19 protein-coding genes and 1 tRNA gene are annotated in these 20,762 nt (G+C 56.3%); 10 read left to right on the top strand and 10 right to left on the bottom strand.

Translation table 11 applies throughout. The annotated features are described in order from the left end of the window. Nucleotides 1-18: 18 nt before the first annotated feature. From hisF to B3729_RS22175, 5 genes are all read right to left on the bottom strand, one after another. Nucleotides 19-789 carry an imidazole glycerol phosphate synthase subunit HisF gene (gene hisF, locus B3729_RS22155; RefSeq protein ID WP_010796144.1) on the bottom strand — a complete coding sequence of 257 codons (771 nt, stop codon included), beginning with the start codon at nt 787-789 and terminating at the stop codon, nt 19-21. A gap of 26 nt (nt 790-815) precedes the next feature. Continuing rightward, a complete protein-coding gene (gene hisA, locus B3729_RS22160; protein ID WP_019367289.1) occupies nt 816-1,553 on the bottom strand; it encodes a 1-(5-phosphoribosyl)-5-[(5-phosphoribosylamino)methylideneamino]imidazole-4-carboxamide isomerase in 738 nt (245 codons plus the stop codon). Nucleotides 1,554-1,698: 145 nt separating this feature from the next. Further along, a complete protein-coding gene (gene hisH, locus B3729_RS22165; protein WP_286789013.1) occupies nt 1,699-2,337 on the bottom strand; it encodes an imidazole glycerol phosphate synthase subunit HisH in 639 nt (212 codons plus the stop codon). Next, the gene (gene hisB, locus B3729_RS22170) at nt 2,337-2,930 is read right to left on the bottom strand and encodes an imidazoleglycerol-phosphate dehydratase HisB (RefSeq protein WP_010796147.1); all 594 of its coding nucleotides are present in this window, start codon (nt 2,928-2,930) and stop codon (nt 2,337-2,339) included. The genes hisH and hisB overlap by 1 nt, the downstream gene beginning before the upstream one ends. 159 nt (nt 2,931-3,089) lie before the next feature. Continuing rightward, entirely contained in the window at nt 3,090-4,748 is a 1,659-nt protein-coding gene (locus B3729_RS22175) for an OFA family MFS transporter (RefSeq protein ID WP_286789014.1), read from the bottom strand. Nucleotides 4,749-5,058: 310 nt separating this feature from the next. Here B3729_RS22175 and B3729_RS22180 point away from each other — a divergent pair, with 310 nt between their 5' ends. The 6 genes from B3729_RS22180 (at nt 5,059) to B3729_RS22205 (ending at nt 11,023) form a co-directional block, all read left to right on the top strand. Then, a complete protein-coding gene (locus B3729_RS22180; protein ID WP_286789015.1) occupies nt 5,059-7,278 on the top strand; it encodes an AsmA family protein in 2,220 nt (739 codons plus the stop codon). Beyond that, entirely contained in the window at nt 7,275-8,339 is a 1,065-nt protein-coding gene (gene mutY, locus B3729_RS22185; protein WP_286789016.1) for an A/G-specific adenine glycosylase, read from the top strand. Before B3729_RS22180 ends, mutY begins: the two co-directional genes overlap by 4 nt. Then, nucleotides 8,336-8,608, top strand: coding sequence for an oxidative damage protection protein (locus B3729_RS22190; RefSeq protein WP_010796151.1), 273 nt, complete (start codon nt 8,336-8,338; stop codon nt 8,606-8,608). The genes mutY and B3729_RS22190 overlap by 4 nt, the downstream gene beginning before the upstream one ends. Nucleotides 8,609-8,722: 114 nt before the next feature. Next, nucleotides 8,723-8,798, top strand: a tRNA-Phe gene (locus tag B3729_RS22195). A 191-nt stretch (nt 8,799-8,989) separates the two neighbouring features. Next, nucleotides 8,990-9,742: a transporter substrate-binding domain-containing protein gene (locus B3729_RS22200; RefSeq protein ID WP_286789017.1), complete on the top strand. Its 753-nt coding sequence runs from the start codon at nt 8,990-8,992 to the stop codon at nt 9,740-9,742. 57 nt (nt 9,743-9,799) lie between these two features. Next, nucleotides 9,800-11,023, top strand: a complete 1,224-nt coding sequence (locus tag B3729_RS22205; protein WP_286789018.1) for a methyltransferase — start codon at nt 9,800-9,802, stop codon at nt 11,021-11,023. Here B3729_RS22205 and nikE read toward each other — a convergent pair. Genes nikE through nikA form a run of 5 tightly spaced genes read right to left on the bottom strand, consistent with a single transcriptional unit; the run spans nt 11,020 to nt 15,933 of the window. Then, on the bottom strand, nt 11,020-11,823 hold the full coding sequence (gene nikE / locus B3729_RS22210; protein ID WP_150348473.1) for a nickel import ATP-binding protein NikE: 804 nt from the start codon (nt 11,821-11,823) through the stop codon (nt 11,020-11,022). The two genes, B3729_RS22205 and nikE, sit on opposite strands and share 4 nt — an antisense overlap. Further along, nucleotides 11,820-12,593: an ATP-binding cassette domain-containing protein gene (locus B3729_RS22215; protein ID WP_150348472.1), complete on the bottom strand. Its 774-nt coding sequence runs from the start codon at nt 12,591-12,593 to the stop codon at nt 11,820-11,822. The genes nikE and B3729_RS22215 overlap by 4 nt, the downstream gene beginning before the upstream one ends. Continuing rightward, nucleotides 12,593-13,438, bottom strand: a complete 846-nt coding sequence (gene nikC / locus B3729_RS22220; RefSeq protein WP_286789019.1) for a nickel ABC transporter permease subunit NikC — start codon at nt 13,436-13,438, stop codon at nt 12,593-12,595. The genes B3729_RS22215 and nikC overlap by 1 nt, the downstream gene beginning before the upstream one ends. Further along, a complete protein-coding gene (nikB, locus tag B3729_RS22225; RefSeq protein WP_286789020.1) occupies nt 13,432-14,376 on the bottom strand; it encodes a nickel ABC transporter permease subunit NikB in 945 nt (314 codons plus the stop codon). The genes nikC and nikB overlap by 7 nt, the downstream gene beginning before the upstream one ends. A gap of 3 nt (nt 14,377-14,379) precedes the next feature. Then, nucleotides 14,380-15,933, bottom strand: coding sequence for a nickel ABC transporter substrate-binding protein (gene nikA, locus B3729_RS22230; RefSeq protein WP_409438612.1), 1,554 nt, complete (start codon nt 15,931-15,933; stop codon nt 14,380-14,382). A gap of 97 nt (nt 15,934-16,030) precedes the next feature. On the opposite strand from nikA, the gene nikR reads away from it, so the two are divergent. The 4 genes from nikR (at nt 16,031) to B3729_RS22250 (ending at nt 20,752) form a co-directional block, all read left to right on the top strand. Continuing rightward, nucleotides 16,031-16,465, top strand: a complete 435-nt coding sequence (gene nikR, locus B3729_RS22235) for a nickel-responsive transcriptional regulator NikR (protein WP_010796159.1) — start codon at nt 16,031-16,033, stop codon at nt 16,463-16,465. A 225-nt stretch (nt 16,466-16,690) separates the two neighbouring features. After that, nucleotides 16,691-18,178 (top strand): MDR family MFS transporter, encoded by a 1,488-nt coding sequence (locus B3729_RS22240; RefSeq protein ID WP_286789021.1) that lies wholly within the window; start codon nt 16,691-16,693, stop codon nt 18,176-18,178. 523 nt (nt 18,179-18,701) lie between these two features. Next, a complete protein-coding gene (locus tag B3729_RS22245; protein WP_010796161.1) occupies nt 18,702-20,120 on the top strand; it encodes an undecaprenyl-phosphate glucose phosphotransferase in 1,419 nt (472 codons plus the stop codon). A gap of 194 nt (nt 20,121-20,314) precedes the next feature. After that, entirely contained in the window at nt 20,315-20,752 is a 438-nt protein-coding gene (locus B3729_RS22250) for a low molecular weight protein-tyrosine-phosphatase (RefSeq protein ID WP_019367274.1), read from the top strand. Nucleotides 20,753-20,762: the final 10 nt, after the last annotated feature.

Genomic DNA, 20,762 nt, shown 5'->3' on the forward strand with positions numbered 1-20,762 from the left:
TGTGACGTAAATCTCTATTTATCGGACCACAATACCCCGTTCAGCCATATAGGCCTTGGCTTGAGGCACGCTGTATTCTCCAAAATGGAAAATGCTGGCAGCCAATACCGCCGAGGCCTTGCCTTCCAGAATACCGGCAGCCAGGTGCTCAAGATTACCGACACCACCTGATGCGATAACAGGAATATTGATGGCCTCACTGATGGCACGTGTCACGCCGAGGTCGAACCCGCTCTTGGTGCCGTCCTGATCCATGCTGGTCAGCAGGATTTCACCCGCTCCCAAGTCCTCCATCTTGCGTGCCCAGGCAACGGCGTCCAGCCCGGTCGGCTTACGGCCACCGTGGGTAAAGATCTCCCAGCGCGGCGTTTCGCCCGGTGCCGAGACCTTCTTGGCATCGATGGCGACAACGATGCATTGCGAGCCAAAACGGTCTGCGGCTTCTCCGACGAACTCGGGCGTAAAGACTGCTGCAGTATTGATCGAGACCTTGTCTGCACCCGCGTTGAGCAGGTTACGAATATCCTGCACGGTACGAACGCCACCGCCCACGGTCAGCGGAATGAACACCTGACTCGCCATACGTTCGACCGTATGCAGGGTGGTATCGCGGCCCTGGTGGCTGGCGGTGATATCCAAAAAGGTGATTTCATCTGCGCCCTGCTCATTGTAACGACGGGCAATCTCTACCGGATCTCCGGCGTCACGGATATTTTCGAATTTGACGCCCTTCACCACGCGGCCATTGTCCACGTCGAGGCAGGGAATGATTCTCTTGGCAAGTGCCATACGGTATCCCTCGTCTGTCGGCTGTCTTATGCCTGATAACGATCGCACAGGGCCTGAGCCTCTGCGACGTCCAACGTGCCTTCGTAGATCGCGCGACCGGTAATGGCGCCGATGATACCGGGTGCCTTGGCATCCAGCAGGTTCTGGATATCGCTCAGGTTATGGATACCGCCCGACGCGATGACAGGAATTCGGGTAGCGTTTGCCAGCGCGGCAGTAAACGGTACGTTGCATCCCTGCATCATGCCGTCACGGGCAATATCGGTGTAAACAATCGCCGAAACGCCGTCTGCCTCGAAGCGCTTGGCCAGATCGATTACCTGCACCTGACTGACTTCCGCCCAGCCATCAGTCGCCACGAAGCCGTCTTTGGCATCCAGCCCAACGATGACCTTGCCTGGAAAGGCTCGGCAGGCTTCAGCTACGAATGCTGGCTCCTTTACGGCTTTGGTGCCGATGATCACGTAGCTCACGCCAGCCTTTACATAGTGCTCGATGGTTTCCAATGAGCGGATACCGCCACCGATCTGGATAGGCAGGGAGGGATAGCGCTTGGCGATCGCGGTAACCACTTCGCCATTGACCGGCTGGCCTTCGAACGCTCCATTAAGATCAACCAGGTGTAAACGACGGCAGCCGCCTTCGACCCACTTGGCCGCCATGCTTACAGGATCGTCGGAGAAAACCGTGGAATCTTCCATACGGCCCTGGCGCAGACGCACGCAGGCGCCATCTTTCAAATCAATTGCAGGAATAATCAGCATAGATCTCTACCCAAGGCATTCGGGGCGGCCTGCATGGCACAGGTTCAGCGCCAGGAATGCGTTCACTAATAGTGATAAAACGCCACGGGCTGGCTTTGTGCTTGCGCTCAAGCCTTGCCATGGCGGCTAGTACAGTCAGCCAGGCTTACCAGCGGCCGTCCCAGGCAACAAAGTTCTGGTAGAGCTGCAAACCGCAGGTTGCGCTCTTTTCGGGATGGAACTGCGTGGCAAAGCGCGGACCGTCAGCCAAGGCGGCGGTAAAGTCCACGCCATAATGGCCTCGGCCGGCTACCTGGCGAGCGTTGGCGGCCTCGATGTAGTAGCTGTGCACAAAGTAGAAGCGGCTCTGGTCTGGAATACCATGCCAAAGCGGATGATCGAGGGTATGCGCCACCTCGTTCCATCCCATGTGCGGGACTTTAAGCTTTTCACCATTCTCTACCATATCGGCAGGGAAGCGGCGCACCCGACCGGGAAACAGGCCGATACAGTCAACACCGTTGTTTTCCTCGCTGGTTTCCATCAAGGCCTGCATGCCCACACAGACTCCCAGGAAGGGACGATCCTGGCTGACTTCGCGAACCAGCACATCAATGCCCAGGCGGCGGATCTCAGCCATACAATCGCGGATAGCGCCTACGCCGGGCAGGACGATGCGGTCTGCCTCCCGAATGATCTGCGGATCGCCCGTGACCAGCACGCGTGCGCCGCCTGAATACTCAAGCGCCTTGGCAACCGAGTGCAGGTTGCCCATGCCATAGTCGATGACTGCTACCATCTGCATCAGAGACACCCCTTGGTAGATGGCATCTGTCCTGCCATGCGCTCGTCCTGGCTGACTGCCATGCGCAGCGCGCGTCCAAACGCCTTGAAGACTGTCTCGATCTGGTGGTGAGTGTTGATGCCACGCAGGTTATCCACATGCAGCGTTACCTGCGCATGGTTGACGAAGCCCTGGAAAAACTCGATGAACAAATCGACGTCGAAGCCTCCGACCGTAGCCCGGGTAAACGGTACATGCCAGTGTAGACCGGGACGCCCGGAAAAATCGATGACGACCCGGGACAGGGCTTCGTCCAGTGGCACATAGGCATGTCCGTAACGGTAGATGCCTTTCTTGTCGCCAATGGCTTGGGCAAAGGCCTGACCCAGCGTGATGCCCACGTCCTCAACGGTATGGTGATCGTCGATATGCAGGTCGCCCTTGCAATGGATGTCCAGGTCGATCAACCCGTGGCGGGCGATCTGATCCAGCATGTGCTCAAGAAAGGGAACCCCGATGTCGAATCGGGCTTGCCCGGTGCCATCCAGATTGATGGATACCTTGACCTGGGTTTCCAGGGTATTGCGCTCGACGGCTGCCTTGCGTTCGGCCATTACCTGCTCCGCGAAATGAGGGGGCAAAAAGGGTAAACAGTATAGAAGCCATAGCCAGGAAGCAGAAGCCGTGAAAGGCACCTAAACGCAAACGAGAGGAAGGATGGGACGAGTGGCGGGAAACGCGGCAGGCATTGCACCTGCCGCGAGCGGTATCGCTTAGCCGAACAGCACAGCCGTTTTGCCCAGGGTAATGAGAACACCCCATGCCAACGGAATGACGACCACAGCCCAGGCCAGAATGACCCAAGTCTTGCTGGACGGGTCAGCCGACCATTCGATCACTAGATTGTCGAAGTTGTTGTCGTTGCTCTTGGAACGCTCAACAGCCAGCTCGGCCTCGGTCATGAAGTGCTTGTCTGCCACCGGGCGTACCAGCAGGTTACAGATAAAGCCGAGGATCAGCAGGCCCGACAGGATATAAAGCGTAGTGTCATAGACAGCTGCACGCGGAACCCCCAGGCCCAGCTGGTATTCACGCAGGTAGTTCACCAGCACCGGACCGAAAATACCGGCAGCGGCCCAGGCCGTCAGCAGACGACCATGGATCGCCCCCACCATCTGCGTACCGAAGAGATCCGCCAGATAAGCCGGCACGGTAGCGAAGCAGCCGCCGTACATGGACAGAATCAGGCAGAACGTGAACACGAACAGCGCTACGCTGCCCATGTGGCTGGTCCACGGAATGATCGCGTACAAGGCAAAGCCCAGCGCAAAGAACACGAAAAACGTGATCTTGCGACCGATAAAGTCCGAGAACGATGCCCAGAAGAAACGACCGCCGATGTTGAACAGACTGAGCAGGCCAGTAAAGCCGGCAGAGATCGTGGCGATCTGCGCCAGCTGATCCTTGTTCAGGTCATTGAAGCGAATACCGACGTTGATCAGGCGACCACCGAATACTTCCTGCAGCATGGGCGATGCCATACCCAGGATACCGATACCAGCGGAAACGTTCAGACAGAGTACCGCCCACACCAGCCAGAACTGGGGCGTGCGCCAGGCCTTGCTGACATGCACGTGACGGCTGGTGATCATGTCATTGCCGGTCTTTTTCAGCGAAGGCGACCATCCTTCCGGACGCCAGCCAGGCGGCGGTACGCGGTACGCAAGCGCGCCACCTATCATGAAGACAAAATAGACGCCGGCCAGGACCAGGAAGCACTGCCAGACACCAACATCTTCAGCCGTTGCGAAATGGCGCATCAGCATGTCGGCCAGGGGCGCACCGACCATCGCACCGCCGCCGAAGCCCATGATCGCCATGCCGGCCGCCATGCCCCGCTTGTCAGGGAACCACTTCATGAGTGTCGAAACTGGCGAAATATAGCCAAGCCCCAGCCCGATCCCCCCGATCACACCAGCCCCCAGCCAGAGCAGCCAGATGTGGTGGGTATACACGCCCATGGCCGAGATCACCAGACCGCCGCACCACAGGAATGCCGACACGACGCCTGCCTTGCGAGGACCGGCGTGCTCCAGCCAGCTACCGAAAAAGGCAGCCGAGCAGCCCAGGAACAGGAAGAACAGGGTATACATCCAGCCTAACTGGGAGATTTTCCAGTCGCAGCCCGTGGCGAAAAGCTGATCGAAAAAGCCCATGGTGGGCGCGCAGGCAATGGGTGCATCAATGCCAACGGCACGAGACAGCGGCAACCAGAATACGGAGAAACCGTAGGCCATGCCGATACACATATGAATGGCCAGTGCTGCTGGCGGTACCAGCCAGCGGTTGAAGCCATGGGTGGCAACGATCCGTTCCTTGGATAGGAAAGCGGGACGAGCGGAAGTGCCGCTCTGTGTGAGCGTAATGCTCATGAGAAATCCCCTATATGAAGTGTTGACGACTCGCTGAAGTGTTCGCAGAAAAGACCGGGCATTCCCCAACGCACCGTTTTTTTCAAAAACGCGAACGAATTCTCCTTTAGTCGGGGCGCGACAATAGAGCGCATGGCGTGTAAATACCAGAGCACAGCACTCAATTTTTCGTGCCTACACGCCAAACGGCATTTACAGCGCGACAGAGAGTCTGAGGCCGATATCGCGCTTCTGACGTTCATCCAGCCAAAACGACCACTTGGCAGCGTTATACTCGGCCATTACTTAAGTTTTAGATAAGGACCCGTCAATGAAAGCGTTCGGAAAAGTGCTCGGCCTTGTCTTTCTTGGGCTGCTGCTGATCATCGTGGCGCTGGGCTTTGCCTTGACCCACTTGTTCGACCCCAACGATTACAAAGACGAAATCCGCCAACTTGCTCGGGACAAGGCCAACATCGAGCTGACCCTTAACGGCGATATAGGCTGGAGCCTCTTTCCATGGCTTGGCCTGCAACTTCATGATGCGACCATCGCCAGTGCCACCACACCACAAAAGCCGCTTGCCAACGTACAGCGGTTGGGCTTCTCGGTACGCGTATTGCCGCTGCTTCGCCATGATGTCGAGATGAGTGATATTCGCGTGGACGGCCTCAACCTGACGCTGGCACGCGACGAACAAGGCCAGGCCAACTGGGAAAACATTGGCCGCCCTGCACCCGATAAAACCCCCGGTACGCCAAACGACCAACCGGCGGAGCAGCCAGCCGGCCAGGATGACACGCCACGCCGCCCACTCAAGCTGGATATCGATAGCCTGACAGTCAAGGACTCACGCCTCGATTACAGCGATGCCCGCAGCGGCGCGCATTATGCTTTCGAAGGCCTCGACCTGAGCACTGGCAGCATCCGCGAAGGCACTAATATTCCGCTGAAATTGCTGGGCACCCTCACGACCAATCAACCGCCCGTCAATGCCTCGGTGGTCTTGACTGGCGAGCTGCGCTTTGACAATGCCTTACAGCGCTACCAGCTGGACAATGCCAACCTGTCCGGCGATGCCACAGGCGAGCCCTTCGGCGGACAGCTGCTGAAATATTCAGCGGAAGGTCAACTTCTTCTGGACCGGGCCGCTCAGGTTGCTGAGTGGAACGGCCTCAAGCTGACTTTCAACCAGCTCAAGGCGCTGGGTGAACTCAAAGTGCATGACCTTGAAAAGGCACCTAAGCTTGAAGGCGGCCTGTCCATTGCACAGACCGATCTGCGCGCCTTTCTGACCGGCATTGGTGTCGCCCTGCCGGAAATGGCTGACGCCAACACGCTCAAGCAAGTTGAGTTCAATACACGCCTGTCCGGCAACCAGAACAGCCTGGCGCTGGAAGACCTGAACCTTGTACTGGATGGCGGCACCTTCTCGGGTCGTATTGCCGTAGAAGACTTCGCCCGTAAAGCCTTGCGCATTGACCTTAAGGGTGATCGCCTCGACCTGGATCGCTACCTGCCCGCCAAGACGGCTGCCGCTCAGCACGAGAGCAATACAGCTCGCCAGAACGAAGTGACTGCAGCCGATGCGGTTGCCAGCCAGGGCAATTCACCGCTTCCCTCCTCCCCCACTCAGCATGCCTGGAGCAGTGAGGACATTCTTCCTGTAGAGCGGCTCAAAGCACTGGATCTGAACGCTTCGCTCAACCTGGATCACTTCGTGGTCACCAAGCTGCCTATTGATAACGCCAGCCTCAAGCTCAACGGTAAAGACGGCCTCGTCACACTGAGCGAATTGCGTGGCGACTTGTTCAGCGGTCGCTTTCAGGCCAATGGTGCCCTTGATGTTCGAGGAATCACACCCAAACTCAATGTGACCGAACGTATTGCTCAGGTACCGGTTGAAAAAATTCTCCAGGCCCAGGGCCAAAAGCCACCCGTACGGGGGGCGCTAGATCTGGATGCCAACCTGACCGCGCAAGGCAATAGCCAGAAGGCATGGATGGATAGCCTGGATGGAACGGCGCGCTTTCGTCTGAGCAATGGTGTCCTGGCCAATGCCAACCTAGAGGGCCAGCTCTGCCAGGGCATCGCGCTGCTCAACAAAAAGACACTTGCCAGTGCGCATGATGGCCAGGACACTCCGTTCCGCGAGCTGAGCGGTAGTCTGACCATCAATAATGGAGTCGCCAGCAACCAGGACCTGATTGCCCGCATTCCCGGCCTGACGGCCAAGGGCAACGGTGATATCGACTTACGCGTGCTGGGCTTGGACTACCGCATTGGCGTAACCGTCGAAGGCGACAAGAGCGACATGCCCGACCCGGCCTGTCAGGTCAATGAGCGCTATACCGGCATCGAGTGGCCGTTGCATTGCCGGGGTCCGCTGGAGCTGGGCGCTAAGGCCTGCCGCCTGGATCGCGACGGCATGAGCAAGATCGTCGCCCGACTGGCGGGTGATCGACTTAATGAGAAACTGGATGAAAAGCTCGGAGACAAGGTCAGTCCCGAACTCAAAGATGCCATCAAGGGGTTATTCCACAAACGATGAATCCGGAACGCTTTTCCAGCGCAGTCCTGAACTGGTACGACATTCATGGCCGCAAGGACCTGCCCTGGCAGCAGAACATCACCCCTTATCGGGTCTGGGTCTCGGAGATCATGCTCCAGCAGACCCAGGTCAGTACAGTGCTGGGCTATTTTGACCGTTTCATGCAGGCGTTTCCCGATGTCCAGGCGCTTGCCGCTGCCTCTGAAGACGAAGTACTGCACCTCTGGACGGGACTGGGGTATTACAGTCGCGCCCGAAATCTGCACAAGACGGCAAAGATTGTCGTCACCGAGCACAGCGGTGAGTTTCCACGCAGTGTCGAAGCCCTCGTGGACCTGCCAGGCATAGGCCGCTCGACGGCAGGTGCCATTGCCAGCCTGTCCATGAACATTCGCGCGCCGATTCTGGACGGCAACGTCAAGCGGGTTCTGGCGCGCTATTCGGCACAGTCCGGCTATCCCGGCGAGCCCGCCGTCGCCCGAGCGCTATGGGACGTGGCGGAGCGCTATACACCTCATATTCGTGTGGGCAACTACACTCAGGCCATGATGGACCTGGGCGCTACACTGTGCACACGCAGCAAGCCCACCTGCCTGCTCTGTCCATTGAAAGAAGGCTGCCAGGCCCATCGGCTGGGACGTGAAACCGATTTTCCCGAACCCAAGCCACGGAAGACCTTGCCGCAAAAGCGGACCCTGATGCCACTGATCATCAATGATGACAATGCCATCCTGCTCTACCGGCGTCCTTCTTCCGGGCTCTGGGGTGGCCTCTGGAGTCCACCTGAACTCGATACGGTCGATCAGCTGGGGGCCCTGACTGAGCGTTACAGCCTGATCATGGAGCAGCGTCAGGCCTTGCCTGGCCTTACACATACCTTCAGCCATTTCCAGCTCAACATTGAGCCCTGGCTGATTCATGTGGACAGCCGCAATCAATCCATGACCGAACCGGACTGGCTTTGGTATAACCTCGCCAATCCGCCACGCCTGGGGCTGGCAGCCCCGGTCAAGAAATTGCTCAAGCGCGCCGAAGAGGCGTTGAAAGGAGAAACCGTATGACCCGCACTGTCATGTGCCGCAAGCTCAAGCAAGAACTGCCTGGCCTGGATCGCCCGCCTTATCCGGGCGCCAAGGGCGAGGACATTTACCTGAATGTATCCAAGCAGGCCTGGGATGACTGGCAGAAACATCAGACCATGCTGATCAACGAGCGCCGTCTGAACATGATGAATGCCGATGACCGTAAATTCCTTCAGCAGGAAATGGATAAATTCCTTTCTGGCGAAGAGTACGCGCAAGCCGAAGGATACGTACCGCCAAGCGAATGATCTGGGGCCAGCCCTTCTGATTTTGGGCTAAACACTTAAGTCACGGTAAAAATTGAATTTTTTTTCAACTCGCGCTTGACACAAATCGTTTATAACGGTTTAATGCGCCCCGTTGCCCAGGTAGCTCAGTTGGTAGAGCAGGGGATTGAAAATCCCCGTGTCGGCGGTTCGATTCCGTCCCTGGGCACCATGATTCTAAAAGCCCGATCACTGATCGGGCTTTTTTTTTGCCTGCATGTTTGTCCCGCCTCGTATCACTGCCCTGAAAGGCTTCAGCACGATTTTCTCCCGCTCGCCCAATTGCTCGTCTTGGGTCTTTTATTTGACAACCTGCGGTTAAACAGCTGTAAAGCTTATACAGACCTGTAGATGGAGGAATGAATGAAGCGGCTCAAGCGATGGGTTATTTCTTTGATGGCGGGCTTAAGCCTGTGCGGCACAGCTCTGGCAGCCGACGTTCTCAAAGTGGGCGTTCAAGGCTCGCTTCCCCCGTTCAGTAGCGTTAGTGGTAACGGCAAGCTGACCGGCTTCGATGTGGATATTGCCCAGGCACTGTGTGCAGAACTCAAGGTGCAATGCCAGTTCGTGATCACCAGCTGGGATCGCATGCTGCCTTCACTGAACGCACGCAAGTTCGACGCCATCATTTCCTCGATGTCGATCACACCGGAGCGTGAGCAGCTCGTCTCCTTCACTATCCCCTACTACATGAACAGCATTCAGTTCATTGCCCCCAGGGATAAACCGTTCAGCACAGACCCCCGCGGACTCAAAGGCAAGGTTATCGGTGCCGGCCGCGCGACGCTTTCGGCAGATTGGCTCTCCAACCATCTGGGCGGTCAGGTCAACATGCGCTTCTACGACTCCCAGGAGGAAGCCAACCAGGCCCTTGCAGATGGGCGTGTGGATGCCGTACTGGGAGACCGCTTTGCGCATTACGCCTGGCTGCAGACCCCAGAGGGGCAACGCTTCGAGCTTAAAGGCGAACCCGTCCTGCAAAAGGACCGCATTGCGATAGCGGTACGCAAGAACGATCCGCTGAAAGCCCGCCTGGATGAAGCGCTCAAAGGTCTTCTCGCCAACGGGACATACCAGCAGATCAACGCCCGATACTTTCCGTTCAGCCTCTACTGATCACAGCGACAGGGCGGTGCGTTATGCTTCGCCGCCCCGTTAGCCTCCGTGATCGGCATGAGTGAGACCTATCCTGCTTCCTTCCTCCAGGGCAGTGCGTTAGAAGCACGCTTCAATGCCTTGGACAGCTTCCTGATACAGCACCAGGCGCTCTGGCGACCCAAGCCGTTCACCCAGCCAACACTGCCTTGGGAGAAGGCCAACCCGGGGTTATCCTCGTGGCTTCGCGCCCGCTCACTTGAAGAGGCGGAGGCTACGCATACACATCCCCATGCACTCAAGGCCCCCTCGCCTTTTCCAGCCTGGGCCGAAGAGGCACGTCAGCTGTGCATGATCGGCGAGTTGCCCAGGCAGTACAGCGAAGCGCCTAACAGGCTGAGCGTGGACGTGCCGGGACGCAAATGGCAGCAGGTGGAGGCATTCGCTCACCACGCCTTGTTCAGCAGCCCTCCCTCGCATTGGCTGGACTGGTGCTCAGGCAAAGGTCATTTAGGACGACGCCTGGGCGTCCATGGCGCTGCGTTCGACTGTCTGGAATACGATCCCTCACTGGTAGAGACAGGGCAACGTATCAGCGAGCGCCTGGGGCTTTCAGCCCATCATTATGAACAGGATGTAATGGCTGATTCTGTTACGAAAAGGCTTAAGGCCTTTCACACGCCTGTAGCGCTGCATGCGTGCGGTGATCTCCATGTGCGGTTGATGCAGGTAGCCAGCCAGACAGGCTGCCCTGCCTTGGCGTTAGCGCCCTGTTGCTATAACCGTATCAGCGGCGATGAGTACCGCCCGCTTTCCGCGAACGCCAGGCAGTCAGCACTTCTCCTGAGCAAGGAGGACCTTGGGCTGCCCCTGTGTGAAACCGTGACCGCCGGTGCCCGGGTTCGCCGCCAGCGTGACCTCTCCATGGCCAGAAGGCTGGGATTCGACCTGCTTCAGCGAGAGATCTGCGGAATCGATGAATACCTTCCTACTCCTCCACTGGCAACCCATTGGCTGCAGCGCACCTTTCGCGACTACTGCCTGGAGCTTGCCACGCTCAAAGGCTTGCCGCCCATCCCTGAGCGCAACTGGGAGGCACTTGAGGCCGCCGGCTGGAAGCGTCTCGCCGCTGTTCGCAATCTTGAACTGGTCCGCGGGCTTTTCCGGCGACCGCTCGAGCTCTGGCTGCTCCTTGATCGGGCGCTCTTTCTGGAGGAACAGGGCTACGAGGTCAGACTAGGCAGCTTTTGCGACCCTAGCCTGACACCCCGCAATCTGATGCTGCTGGCTGAGAAACCTTAAAGAACGGCCGGCGCGCGCCTTACAGGTCGAGCCGGCAGAATGGCTTTCTGTAACGCCACTCCAGCCGGATGCTCAAAACGCAGCCCCGTGGTTACCTTACACTCTTCGGCCAGCCGCCCCTGATCCAGCACAGCCACCCGATGGCACAGCCGCTGTACCAGGCTTAGATCGTGGGTAATCAACAGAAAGGCTGTTCCTTGCGTTTCACGTATTTCGCTGAGCATATCCAGTATCTGCACCTGAAGGACTCGATCCAGATTGGACAGCGCCTCATCCAGTACAATGAGCGAGGGGTTTGATGCCAGCGCCCGCGCAATGCCGACCCGCTGGAGCTGTCCGCCACTGAGCTGGCCGGGGAACCTGTCAGCCATGGAAGCCGCCAATCCAACCTGCTCCAACAGCTGAGCAACTCGCCGCAAACAGTCCGGCCTGGAAAGACCCATCAAGTGTCGAAGCGGTTCAGACAGACTCCAGCCAATCGAGTGGCGAGGGTTGAATGCGCTTGGTGCATCCTGGAAGACCAACTGGACACGGCGCTGAAACGTACGAAGCGCTTCACCCCGTAGCTCGGATAGCACCTCATTCCGAAAGCTGACGCGCCCGGTTATCGGTCTTTCAAGTCCCAGCAACAGACGCGCCAATGTACTTTTACCACTGCCGCTGTTTCCCAGAAGACCAACGCTTTCCCCTTCGTCAATGTGAAAATCCACACCCTGCAATACGGTCTGCAAGGGCCGCCGTGACCAGAAACCTCCCGAGCGATAGCCGTGCCCGATACCCTCAGCGCTGAGCAGTCTCATTCATAATCCTCCGCCAAGGTGAGCGCCTGATGCGCAGCCAGCAGATCACGCGCGGCAGGGCTACATGGTGCTTCAAACAATTGCTCGACAGACGTAGCCTCCACAAGGCTCCCTTCATCCATCACCAGCACATCGTGGGCGCAACGGGCAACAACTCCCATGTCATGCGTTACCAGCAGAATTCCTAGACCTTTCTCTTCAACCAGTCGATCAAGTACATCCAGCACACGTGCCTGCATGAGCAGATCAAGATCCGTTGTTGGTTCATCGGCCAATAGAAAAGGGGTTTCAGCCAGCAGTGCCAACGCAATCATCATGCGCTGTAACATGCCGCCACTCATTTGAAAGGAATAAAGGTCAAGCACCTGAGAGGAAGTATTCAGGCCAACATCCACCAGGCAGGCGTCCAGACGCGCCTGGGCATCTGCACCACGGATGTTACGCAGCGCCAGCACTTCGTAAGCATGCGCCCGCATCGTCAGTACAGGATTAAAGGCAGAACGGGGATTCTGCATGATCATGGAAACCTGACGCCCCCGCAGATGCTCGCCGCTCGTCCTTTGTCCGTCGCACAGCACGTGTCCTGACACCCTTGTCACGCCTGCGGGAAGTTGATCGAGCATGCCCAGACAGGTCATGGATTTGCCAGAGCCACTGGAACCCACCAAAGCGGTAACACGCCCGGTCCTGACCGTCAGGCTCAGATCCTTGACCAAGACGTGATCATTAACAGCCAGGGTCAGGCCCTGGACTTCCAATACACGACCCATCAATGCCCTCCTGTGCGCAGCGAGGGATCCAGGCGATCCCGCAACGCATCCCCAAGCAGGTTGAAGGCCATTACGGTCAGGAAAGTCATAAGACCCGGCCAGAGTAAGAGTTGAGGATGCGTCCAGAGAAATTCTTTGGCGTCGTTGATCATCACGCCCCACTCCGGCGTAGGTGGACTGACGCCCAGACCGAGAAAGGACAAACCTGATACGTGCAGCATCATGTGGCCGATATCCAGCGAGGCCAGGACCATCAGTTGACCCAGCACGCTCGGCAGAATGTGGCTGACAAAGCTCTGCAGACGTGACGCACCCGCCAGACGGGATGCCAGCAGATAGTCTCGCCCACGCAGCGAGATCACCAGGCTGCGAACCATTCGGGCATACCAGGCCCAATGCGAAAGGGCGATGGCCAGGATGACATTCGAAAGCCCTGTTCCCAGCACACCAATAAAGAAGAGCGCCAGAACAAAGGTGGGTACGGTCATGAACAACTCGCCGACTCGCATCAGCACCGTGTCCAGTCGACCACCGATAAACCCGGCCACACCGCCTACGACAATGCCAAGCGTGAGGATCAGGCATAGCGTCAGCACAACCGTACCCAGGGACAAACGTGCCCCAGTAATGAGGCGCGACAGGACGTCACGACCCAGATGGTCGGTTCCCAGCCAATGTGCTTCGCTCATCCCCTGTAGCCGCTGGCTCACATCGACGGCAGTCGGATCGTAGGGAGCCAACCAGGGCCCCAGCAGCGTCAAGGCGAGCAGAAGGATGACCAATACACCACCCAGCCAAGCCCCCCATGAGCGCGTCCGGGGCGCGTTCATCGTCTGTACTAGCATGCCTGTGCTCCTTCCAATCGCGTGCGAGGGTCGAGCCAGGCGTACAGTACATCCACAACCAGATTGCAGAGGACAAACAGCCCGGTCATCAGCAGCGTAAAGCACTGCAATACGGGGAAGTCCCGGTTGTAAACGGCACTGACTGCAAAACGGCCCAGCCCGGGCCAGGCGAAAATCGTTTCGATGACCAGCGTGCCGCCAATCAATTCACCGACATGCATCCCGATGGCTGTCACGACGGGTAGCCAGGCGTTGCGCAGGATATGTCTGCGCCATACCTGCCCTTCCGGCAGCCCACGCAGGCGCGCGTACAAGACGTGTCGCTGCCCGCTGGCTTCCAATAGGCTGGCACGAAGAAGTCGCGCGTTGATCGATAACGACATCAGCGCCACTGCCAGTACCGGCATGACCAGATGCGCTATTCCTCCCCGCCCCATGGAAGGCAGCCATCCCAGGGTCACGGAAAACAGGGCGACCATCAGGAACGCCAGCCAGAAATTGGGCATCGAAACGCCAAAAAAGGCGATAAACCGTACAAGCTGATCCGGCCAGCCACCCGGTCTGCGGGCCGCCCAGATGCCCAGCGGCAAGCTGACCAGCAAAGTGACCGCCAGCGCAGCGCCTCCTAGCTGAAGGGTGGCGGGCAGGTAATAGAGAAGATCACCCAGGACGGGCCGTCCCGTCACGAATGATGTTCCGAAATCCAGATGCAGCGCGCGCCAGAGCCACATCAAGTACTGCTCAACCAAAGGACGATCGAGCCCCAGCGTATGCCGCGCCTCCGCCAGGGCCGCGTCCGTAGGCGGAATCTGGGAGAGACGCAGGTAATCCAGAGCAGGATCACCCCGCCCCATATGCAGCAGCACGAATACCAGTAGCGAAACAGCAAGCAGGATGGGTATCAGCAGGGCCAGCCGATAGGCGATATAACGCAGCATAAGTTACTCTCCGCCCGGCTTCATGACCTCGAAAGGCACGTCGAAAAGAGTCGCGCCGAACTGCACGTTTTCGACTGAATCGCGGCTTACGCTGGTAGCGGTCAGGTATGAAATCGGCACGTAAACCGCTTGCTCATGCAAAGTAGTCAACACGTCCTTGTAGAGCGCCTGCCGTTTGCCCTCCTCTACCGACGCCAATATTTCACCGATCTTCTGGTAAATGGCGGCCTTCATTGGCAGGCCTTTCTGTGCCTGATAATCCGCATGCCCGGCATAACGCATGGAGCTGACGAAAGAGTGCGGATCGTAGGGTGCTCCCCATGTCTCTGCGAAGATCATTCCAAAGCGACCATCACGCTGGCGCTCTACCAAAGCCCCCTCGTCCTCTCCCTTGAGAACCACATCGAAACCCAGACTACCCAGGTTGGCCTGAACAACCTCAGCCACACTCTTCTGTAGTGCATTTGCCCCATAGAAGCACAGCTCCAGGCGTAACGGCTGCCCATTCTTGTAGCGAATCTTCTCGCCTGGATTCAGTATCCAACCAGCCTGCTCCAGCGCCTCGCTAGCCTTCTCAGGAGAATAGCCATACGGCTTCAGGCCAACATCGGTATACGGCAGGTTGGTTGAGAAAAGCGTATCGGCCCGTGGTTCCAGGCCATACAGGACGTGCTTGACGATCGCATCCTTGTCGACGGCCCAATTGATGGCCTGTCGCACCGCCAGCTCATTGGTAGGCGCAAGGTTGGTATTGAGTGCAATGACCCGGGTCGCCAGAGGCGCTGAGATAGCCGTATGGTAGCCCACCTGTTTCAAGCGAACGAAAGTGTCGGCGGAAACCTCACCCTCGGAACCCTGGATCAGGTCAAGCTGCCCCGTCTCGAGCGCAATCGCCCGCCCACTCGGGTCAGGAATGACCTTAACCAGTACCTCGTCATAGGCAGGCTTTGGGCCCCAGTAATAAGGGTTGCGGGCAAAGCGATCAAACTCGCCTCGACGACTTTCAACCAGTTGCCAGGGGCCTGTTCCTATCGGCTGTCCAGGTTGAGCATTGGGCGCTGCAAACCGCAGGGGGCGCACCTGTGCCAACTCAAGCAGGGTAGGATAATAAGGATGCTTTAAAACCAGACGCAGCGTATGGGCATCTGGCGCTTCGGCATGATCGATGGTTTCAACCAGCTCCATCCAGGCATGCCGTTTGCGATTTGCCAGAACGGCTTCGATATTGGCTTTTGCCGCTGCCGCATCAAACACGCTGCCATCACTGAAGCGCACGCCATCGCGCAGGATAAACGTATAGGTCCGTCCATCCGGGGATATATCCCACCGGGTCGCCAGCCAGGGCTCGACACTGCCATCGACCTTATAGCGTACCAGTGGCTCATAGACCATCGCCTGGGCATACATCTGGTTCGGTGAATAACCGCGAGGATCAAGCGGCCCGGCATTCGTCGGCCAGGAGTAGGTAAGCACCTCAGCTTGCGCCATAACAGGCAGAACCAATCCCGCTGCCAATAGAAGCACCCCGAGCTTTCTCTTGAAGCCAAGCTGATTCACACTCCCACTCCCGTTATGCGTAGACAAGCGCGGGAGAATAGTCAGGGAAGAGTATGATGTCTACGAGAAAACTTCATACTGAAGGTGATTGGTTTTTATGCAACGAGTAACGATTACACTGGATGACGACCTGTTGGCCGCTGTTGACGATCGTGTGGCGAGCCACGGTTATCAAGGACGCTCCGAGGCCATCCGGGACCTGCTGAGAGAAGGCATGCGCGAACCCGTCGCGCAGGATCTGCCAGCCGACTCCACCTGTATCGCCACCTTGAGTTATGTCTATGACCATAATGCTCGTGAACTCTCGAAGCGGCTGACCCGTACGTTTCATGCCCACCACGACCTTACACTGGCTACTTTGCATGTCCATCTGGATCATGGAAGCTGCATGGAGGTCTCAGTGTTGAAGGGAACTACCGCGGAGGTCCGAGAGCTGGCCCAGCATGTCACTGCAGAGCGTGGGGTACGCCATGGCAGAGCGTTCATCGTACCGATGCCCCCTGCCACTCATACCCATGAGCATGACCTCTAAAGCCTGTGGATAACTCTGTGCGCAGTTTCTGTATAGCCTGTAGGAAAAGCCCTGATACCAAGGCTTTTGGTAATTTTCAATAGGTGAATAAGAAAATTTCAGCCTTAGAAAAAAGCACTATAAAAAGGAGGCAGACCTGTCCTTATTAGGCCTTATCCATACATTGCTACTGATACTACGAAGCGATCATGGAAACAGACCGGTATCGTTCCTATCTTATCGAGAATGCAGTTGAACTCAGACGCGGCACGTTCACATCGCATAAAGGCCATTATGCCGGCACCCATGCTGGCTATTTTGCTGGCCGCTCTGGATCAAACGATCGTGGCGGTTTCGCTGCCGGCCATCTCTGCACAGCTCAATGACACCGGACTTCTAGCCTGGGTAATATCGGGCTACATGGTTGCCATGACCGTCTCGATGCCGCTCTACGGAAAGTTTGGCGACCTCTATGGCCGACAAAAGATGATGTCGGCAGCTTTCAGCCTCTTTACGGTAGCGTCACTCGCTTGTGCGCTCGCCCAAGACATGCCCCAACTGATCCTGGCCAGACTCTTACAGGGCTTGGGTGCAGGAGGGCTGATTGCCGTAAGCCAAGCGGTCATTGGCGACGTCGTACCGCCACGCGAGCGAGGCCGTTATCAAGGCTATATCAGCAGCATGTATGCGCTGGCCAGTATCGCAGGCCCCGTATTGGGCGGCTTGATGACCGAGTATTTATCCTGGCGCTGGGTTTTCTGGATCAATTTGCCCGTTGGCATTGCCGGGCTCTTCATTTGTTACCGCGTTCTAGCCAGCCTTCCCGTGCCCGGCCGCAAGGCCATCATTGACTACCCGGGCATTCTGCTACTGGCTACCGGCCTTACTGCGCTTTTAATGGCTACAACATTGATCGGCAAAGGAGCGCCCTTAAGCAGCGGCTATCTTCTCTGGCTTGCCGCTGCGGCAATAACAGCTTTGACATTATTCGCATACCATGAGCAGCGCGCCAGAGAACCACTTCTGCCCTTACGCCTACTCCGGAACAGAACGGCCGGGCTCTGCTGTATGCTCAACTTCCTTACCAACTTCCAGGCCATAGGGCTAACGCTGCTGATCCCCTTATGGTTTCAAGCTGGCGCCGGCCATGACATGAGCAAAGCGGCACTGCATCTGATTCCGTTTGCAGCGGGCATTCCCTTGGGTGCCTTTACCTGTGGGCGACTGACCGCCGTGCTGGGACGTTATAAACCTCAGATCCTGGTGGGTACGCTAATCATGCCATGCGCACTAGTAATACTTGCCTTTATTGATCCGCGCAGCGGGTTACTGGCCGGCGGCAGTCTGTTTCTGGCAGGACTTGCAACGGGCATGCAGTTTCCCACTGCACTGGTTGCCGCCCAGAATGCTGTTCCACAGGCTGATATCGGGGTTATGTCCAGTACGATTTCGCTGTTCCGTTCACTAGGAGGTGCGGTAGGCGCCGCTGGCTTGTCTGCACTACTCTTGCTATGGCTACCCCCTATGCAGGGTTATGCGGGCTCCGTTGAAAACGTGCTGCAGACATACCTGGCTGGGTCAGCCGGTACGATCGATCCATTACGCCAAACGCTTCTTGCAACCTTTCATAAACTGTTTCTGGTATCGGCTGGGCTTTCCCTGCTCGCACTTGCCTGCGCCTTGTCTGTACCCGAGCGTCCCTTGCGCGGCCGGACCGACAAGGCAGATCGATGATCCAAGCGATACGCGGAGCGGTATATCGAGCACGCTCCATCTGAAGCACGTGAAGGAATCCAATGATCTTTCAAGCCGCAAAGACAACAATTGTCACTCAAGGTCTAACGAACAGGTTTCAAAAAGAATTTTCTAGAATTTGTAACAGATTCACAGCGACCTTTTATCCCTATGAGCACCGCTTATCGGTGTTGGAATACCTATAAAACTTGAACATCCGCCCACTTTTAACCATTAAAAGGTGATCCAATTCACCTTTTAAAACGACTATAACCACGCCTTCATCTTTTGCTCCTTGAATGAGTCGGTAACCACTTATCGAGGGCTTCAAAGTCAAGGAACCTTTGAATCTTCGGGCGGTCCTACCGACGGCTATAGTCACCGTTGAAGCATTCCCTGAGTCAGCGCGATGGAATCCTAAACACGTTCGGTTGTTATCGACTACGAATGTTCATCGATCGTTGTCCATGACTATTCGGTCCTGTTGAAGTTCGTGCATACGTTTATGCACAAGGATGGAACTATGAATTTTAAAGAACGTGGTATTTTACATTCGAATTCATCAGCGATCTCACTATCACATCGCTTGTTAGATTTAATGGTAATTTCAGGAACAGCTTATCTGGCTGGCTCCGTAATTCCTGGCGTCCCCATGAAACCTGAGCACTGGGTAATAGTATTCCTTGCTCTTCTGATATTTCATTTCCTGACAGAAATGAATCAAATGTATCTTTCATGGCGCGGCGAAAGAATATCCAATGAACTAATAAAAATATCAACTTATTGGGTATTAACATTCTCAACTGTTTTCATGGTTGATTATTTCTTCTTTAATGAATCCTTTTTAATCAGCAGTACCATGAAGGCATGGCTGGCTCTTTCATTGATTGGCCTGTGCGGATATCGGGTGCTGCTGCGCTCTGTTATGCACTCGCTGCGAAAAGCCGGTTTCAATACGCGCCGAGTAGCCATCGTAGGTGCCGACAAGATCGGTCAGCGTCTTGCCCATACAATCGACAGAGCGCCATGGATGGGCCTGCAACTGCTCGGTTTCTATGTCGAGAATCCGCTAGACCATCCCGAGCTCAACCGTAGCGAGCCCGGTTTTTCGATTCGCGGCAACCTGGAACAGCTGGTAGACGATGCGCGCGCCGGTTATATCGACAAGGTCTATATCACCCTGAGCATGGCGCACCAGGAGCACATCAACTGGCTGGTGCAAGAACTCAGCGATACGACCGCTTCGGTCTACATCATTCCTGACGTCTTCATGTTCCACCTGCTCCATGCCCGCAGCGAAAGCATCGATGGTTTGCCCAGCATCAGTATCTTCGATACGCCAATGGATGGTGCCAGCCTGATCGTCAAGCGTATCGAGGACATCGTTCTGTCCCTGATCATTCTGTCGATCATTTCCATTCCCATGCTGGTTATCGCCATTGGCATCAAGCTGTCCTCTCCTGGCCCGGTATTTTTCCGCCAGAAGCGTTATGGCATGGACGGCAAGCCGATCGAAGTCTGGAAATTCCGTAGCATGAAGGTCATGGAGAATGGCGAGAAGGTGACGCAGGCGACCAAGAACGATAGCCGCATCACACCCTTTGGCTCGTTCCTACGACGCACGTCACTCGATGAGCTTCCCCAGTTCATTAACGTACTGCGTGGTGAGATGTCGATCGTAGGCCCACGACCCCATGCGGTTGCTCACAACGAACAGTACCGCAAGCTGGTTCAAGGCTACATGCTGCGCCACAAGGTCAAGCCCGGTATTACAGGGTGGGCCCAGGTCAACGGCTGGCGTGGTGAGACGGATACCCTGGACAAGATGCAGAAGCGCATCGAGTTCGACCTGGACTACATTCACCACTGGTCCTTCTGGTGGGACGTCAAGATCATCTTCCTGACCCTCTTCAAGGGTTTCATCAACAAGAACGCTTACTGAGAACTGCTGCCGGACCTGACGACCGAAAAGTGATTCAGGCCGGCAACAGCTGAACTTTCTAAGGTAGAGATGTCAGAGCTTGCCTGATCGAATCCCAGTAGGAGTTCAGATGCGGAAGACATGTCAGGGTGAGCTCCAGATACGATTGGTAAATGCCATCAAGAGCATCTGATTTCCCGTCTGGAAGAGTTTTCATGATTAAGTCAGTTTTAGTGGTTTGCGTTGGAAATATTTGCAGAAGTCCAATGGCCGAAACGCTTCTAAGGGAAGGCCTGAAAGGGCGGAATATAGAAGTCAGTTCAGCGGGTATTGGTGCATTGGTAGGCCGCCCTATGGATAGTACGGCTCAAGAAGTACTAAGAGAAAACGGACTTGAGCTATCGACACATAAAGCTCGCCAGGTTGATGCAGAAATGCTTCGGAAGGCAGACCTTATTTTGACGATGGAAGAATTTCATTCTCGTTCTGTTGAAAGTATGGCGCCAGAAATCAAAGGGAGAGTTTTTCTGATTGGTAAATGGGTAAATAACCGTGAGGTACCCGATCCATACCGCCTCTCAAAAGAAATGTTCAAAGAAGTACATATACTTTTAGCAAAATGCGTAGATAGCTGGCTTCCATACATTAGATAAGGGGAAGAAG

Origin of the sequence: Pseudomonas sp. UBA3149 (assembly GCF_002364655.1) — a bacterium.
In the GTDB taxonomy this organism is placed as follows: domain Bacteria; phylum Pseudomonadota; class Gammaproteobacteria; order Pseudomonadales; family Pseudomonadaceae; genus Chryseomonas; species Chryseomonas luteola.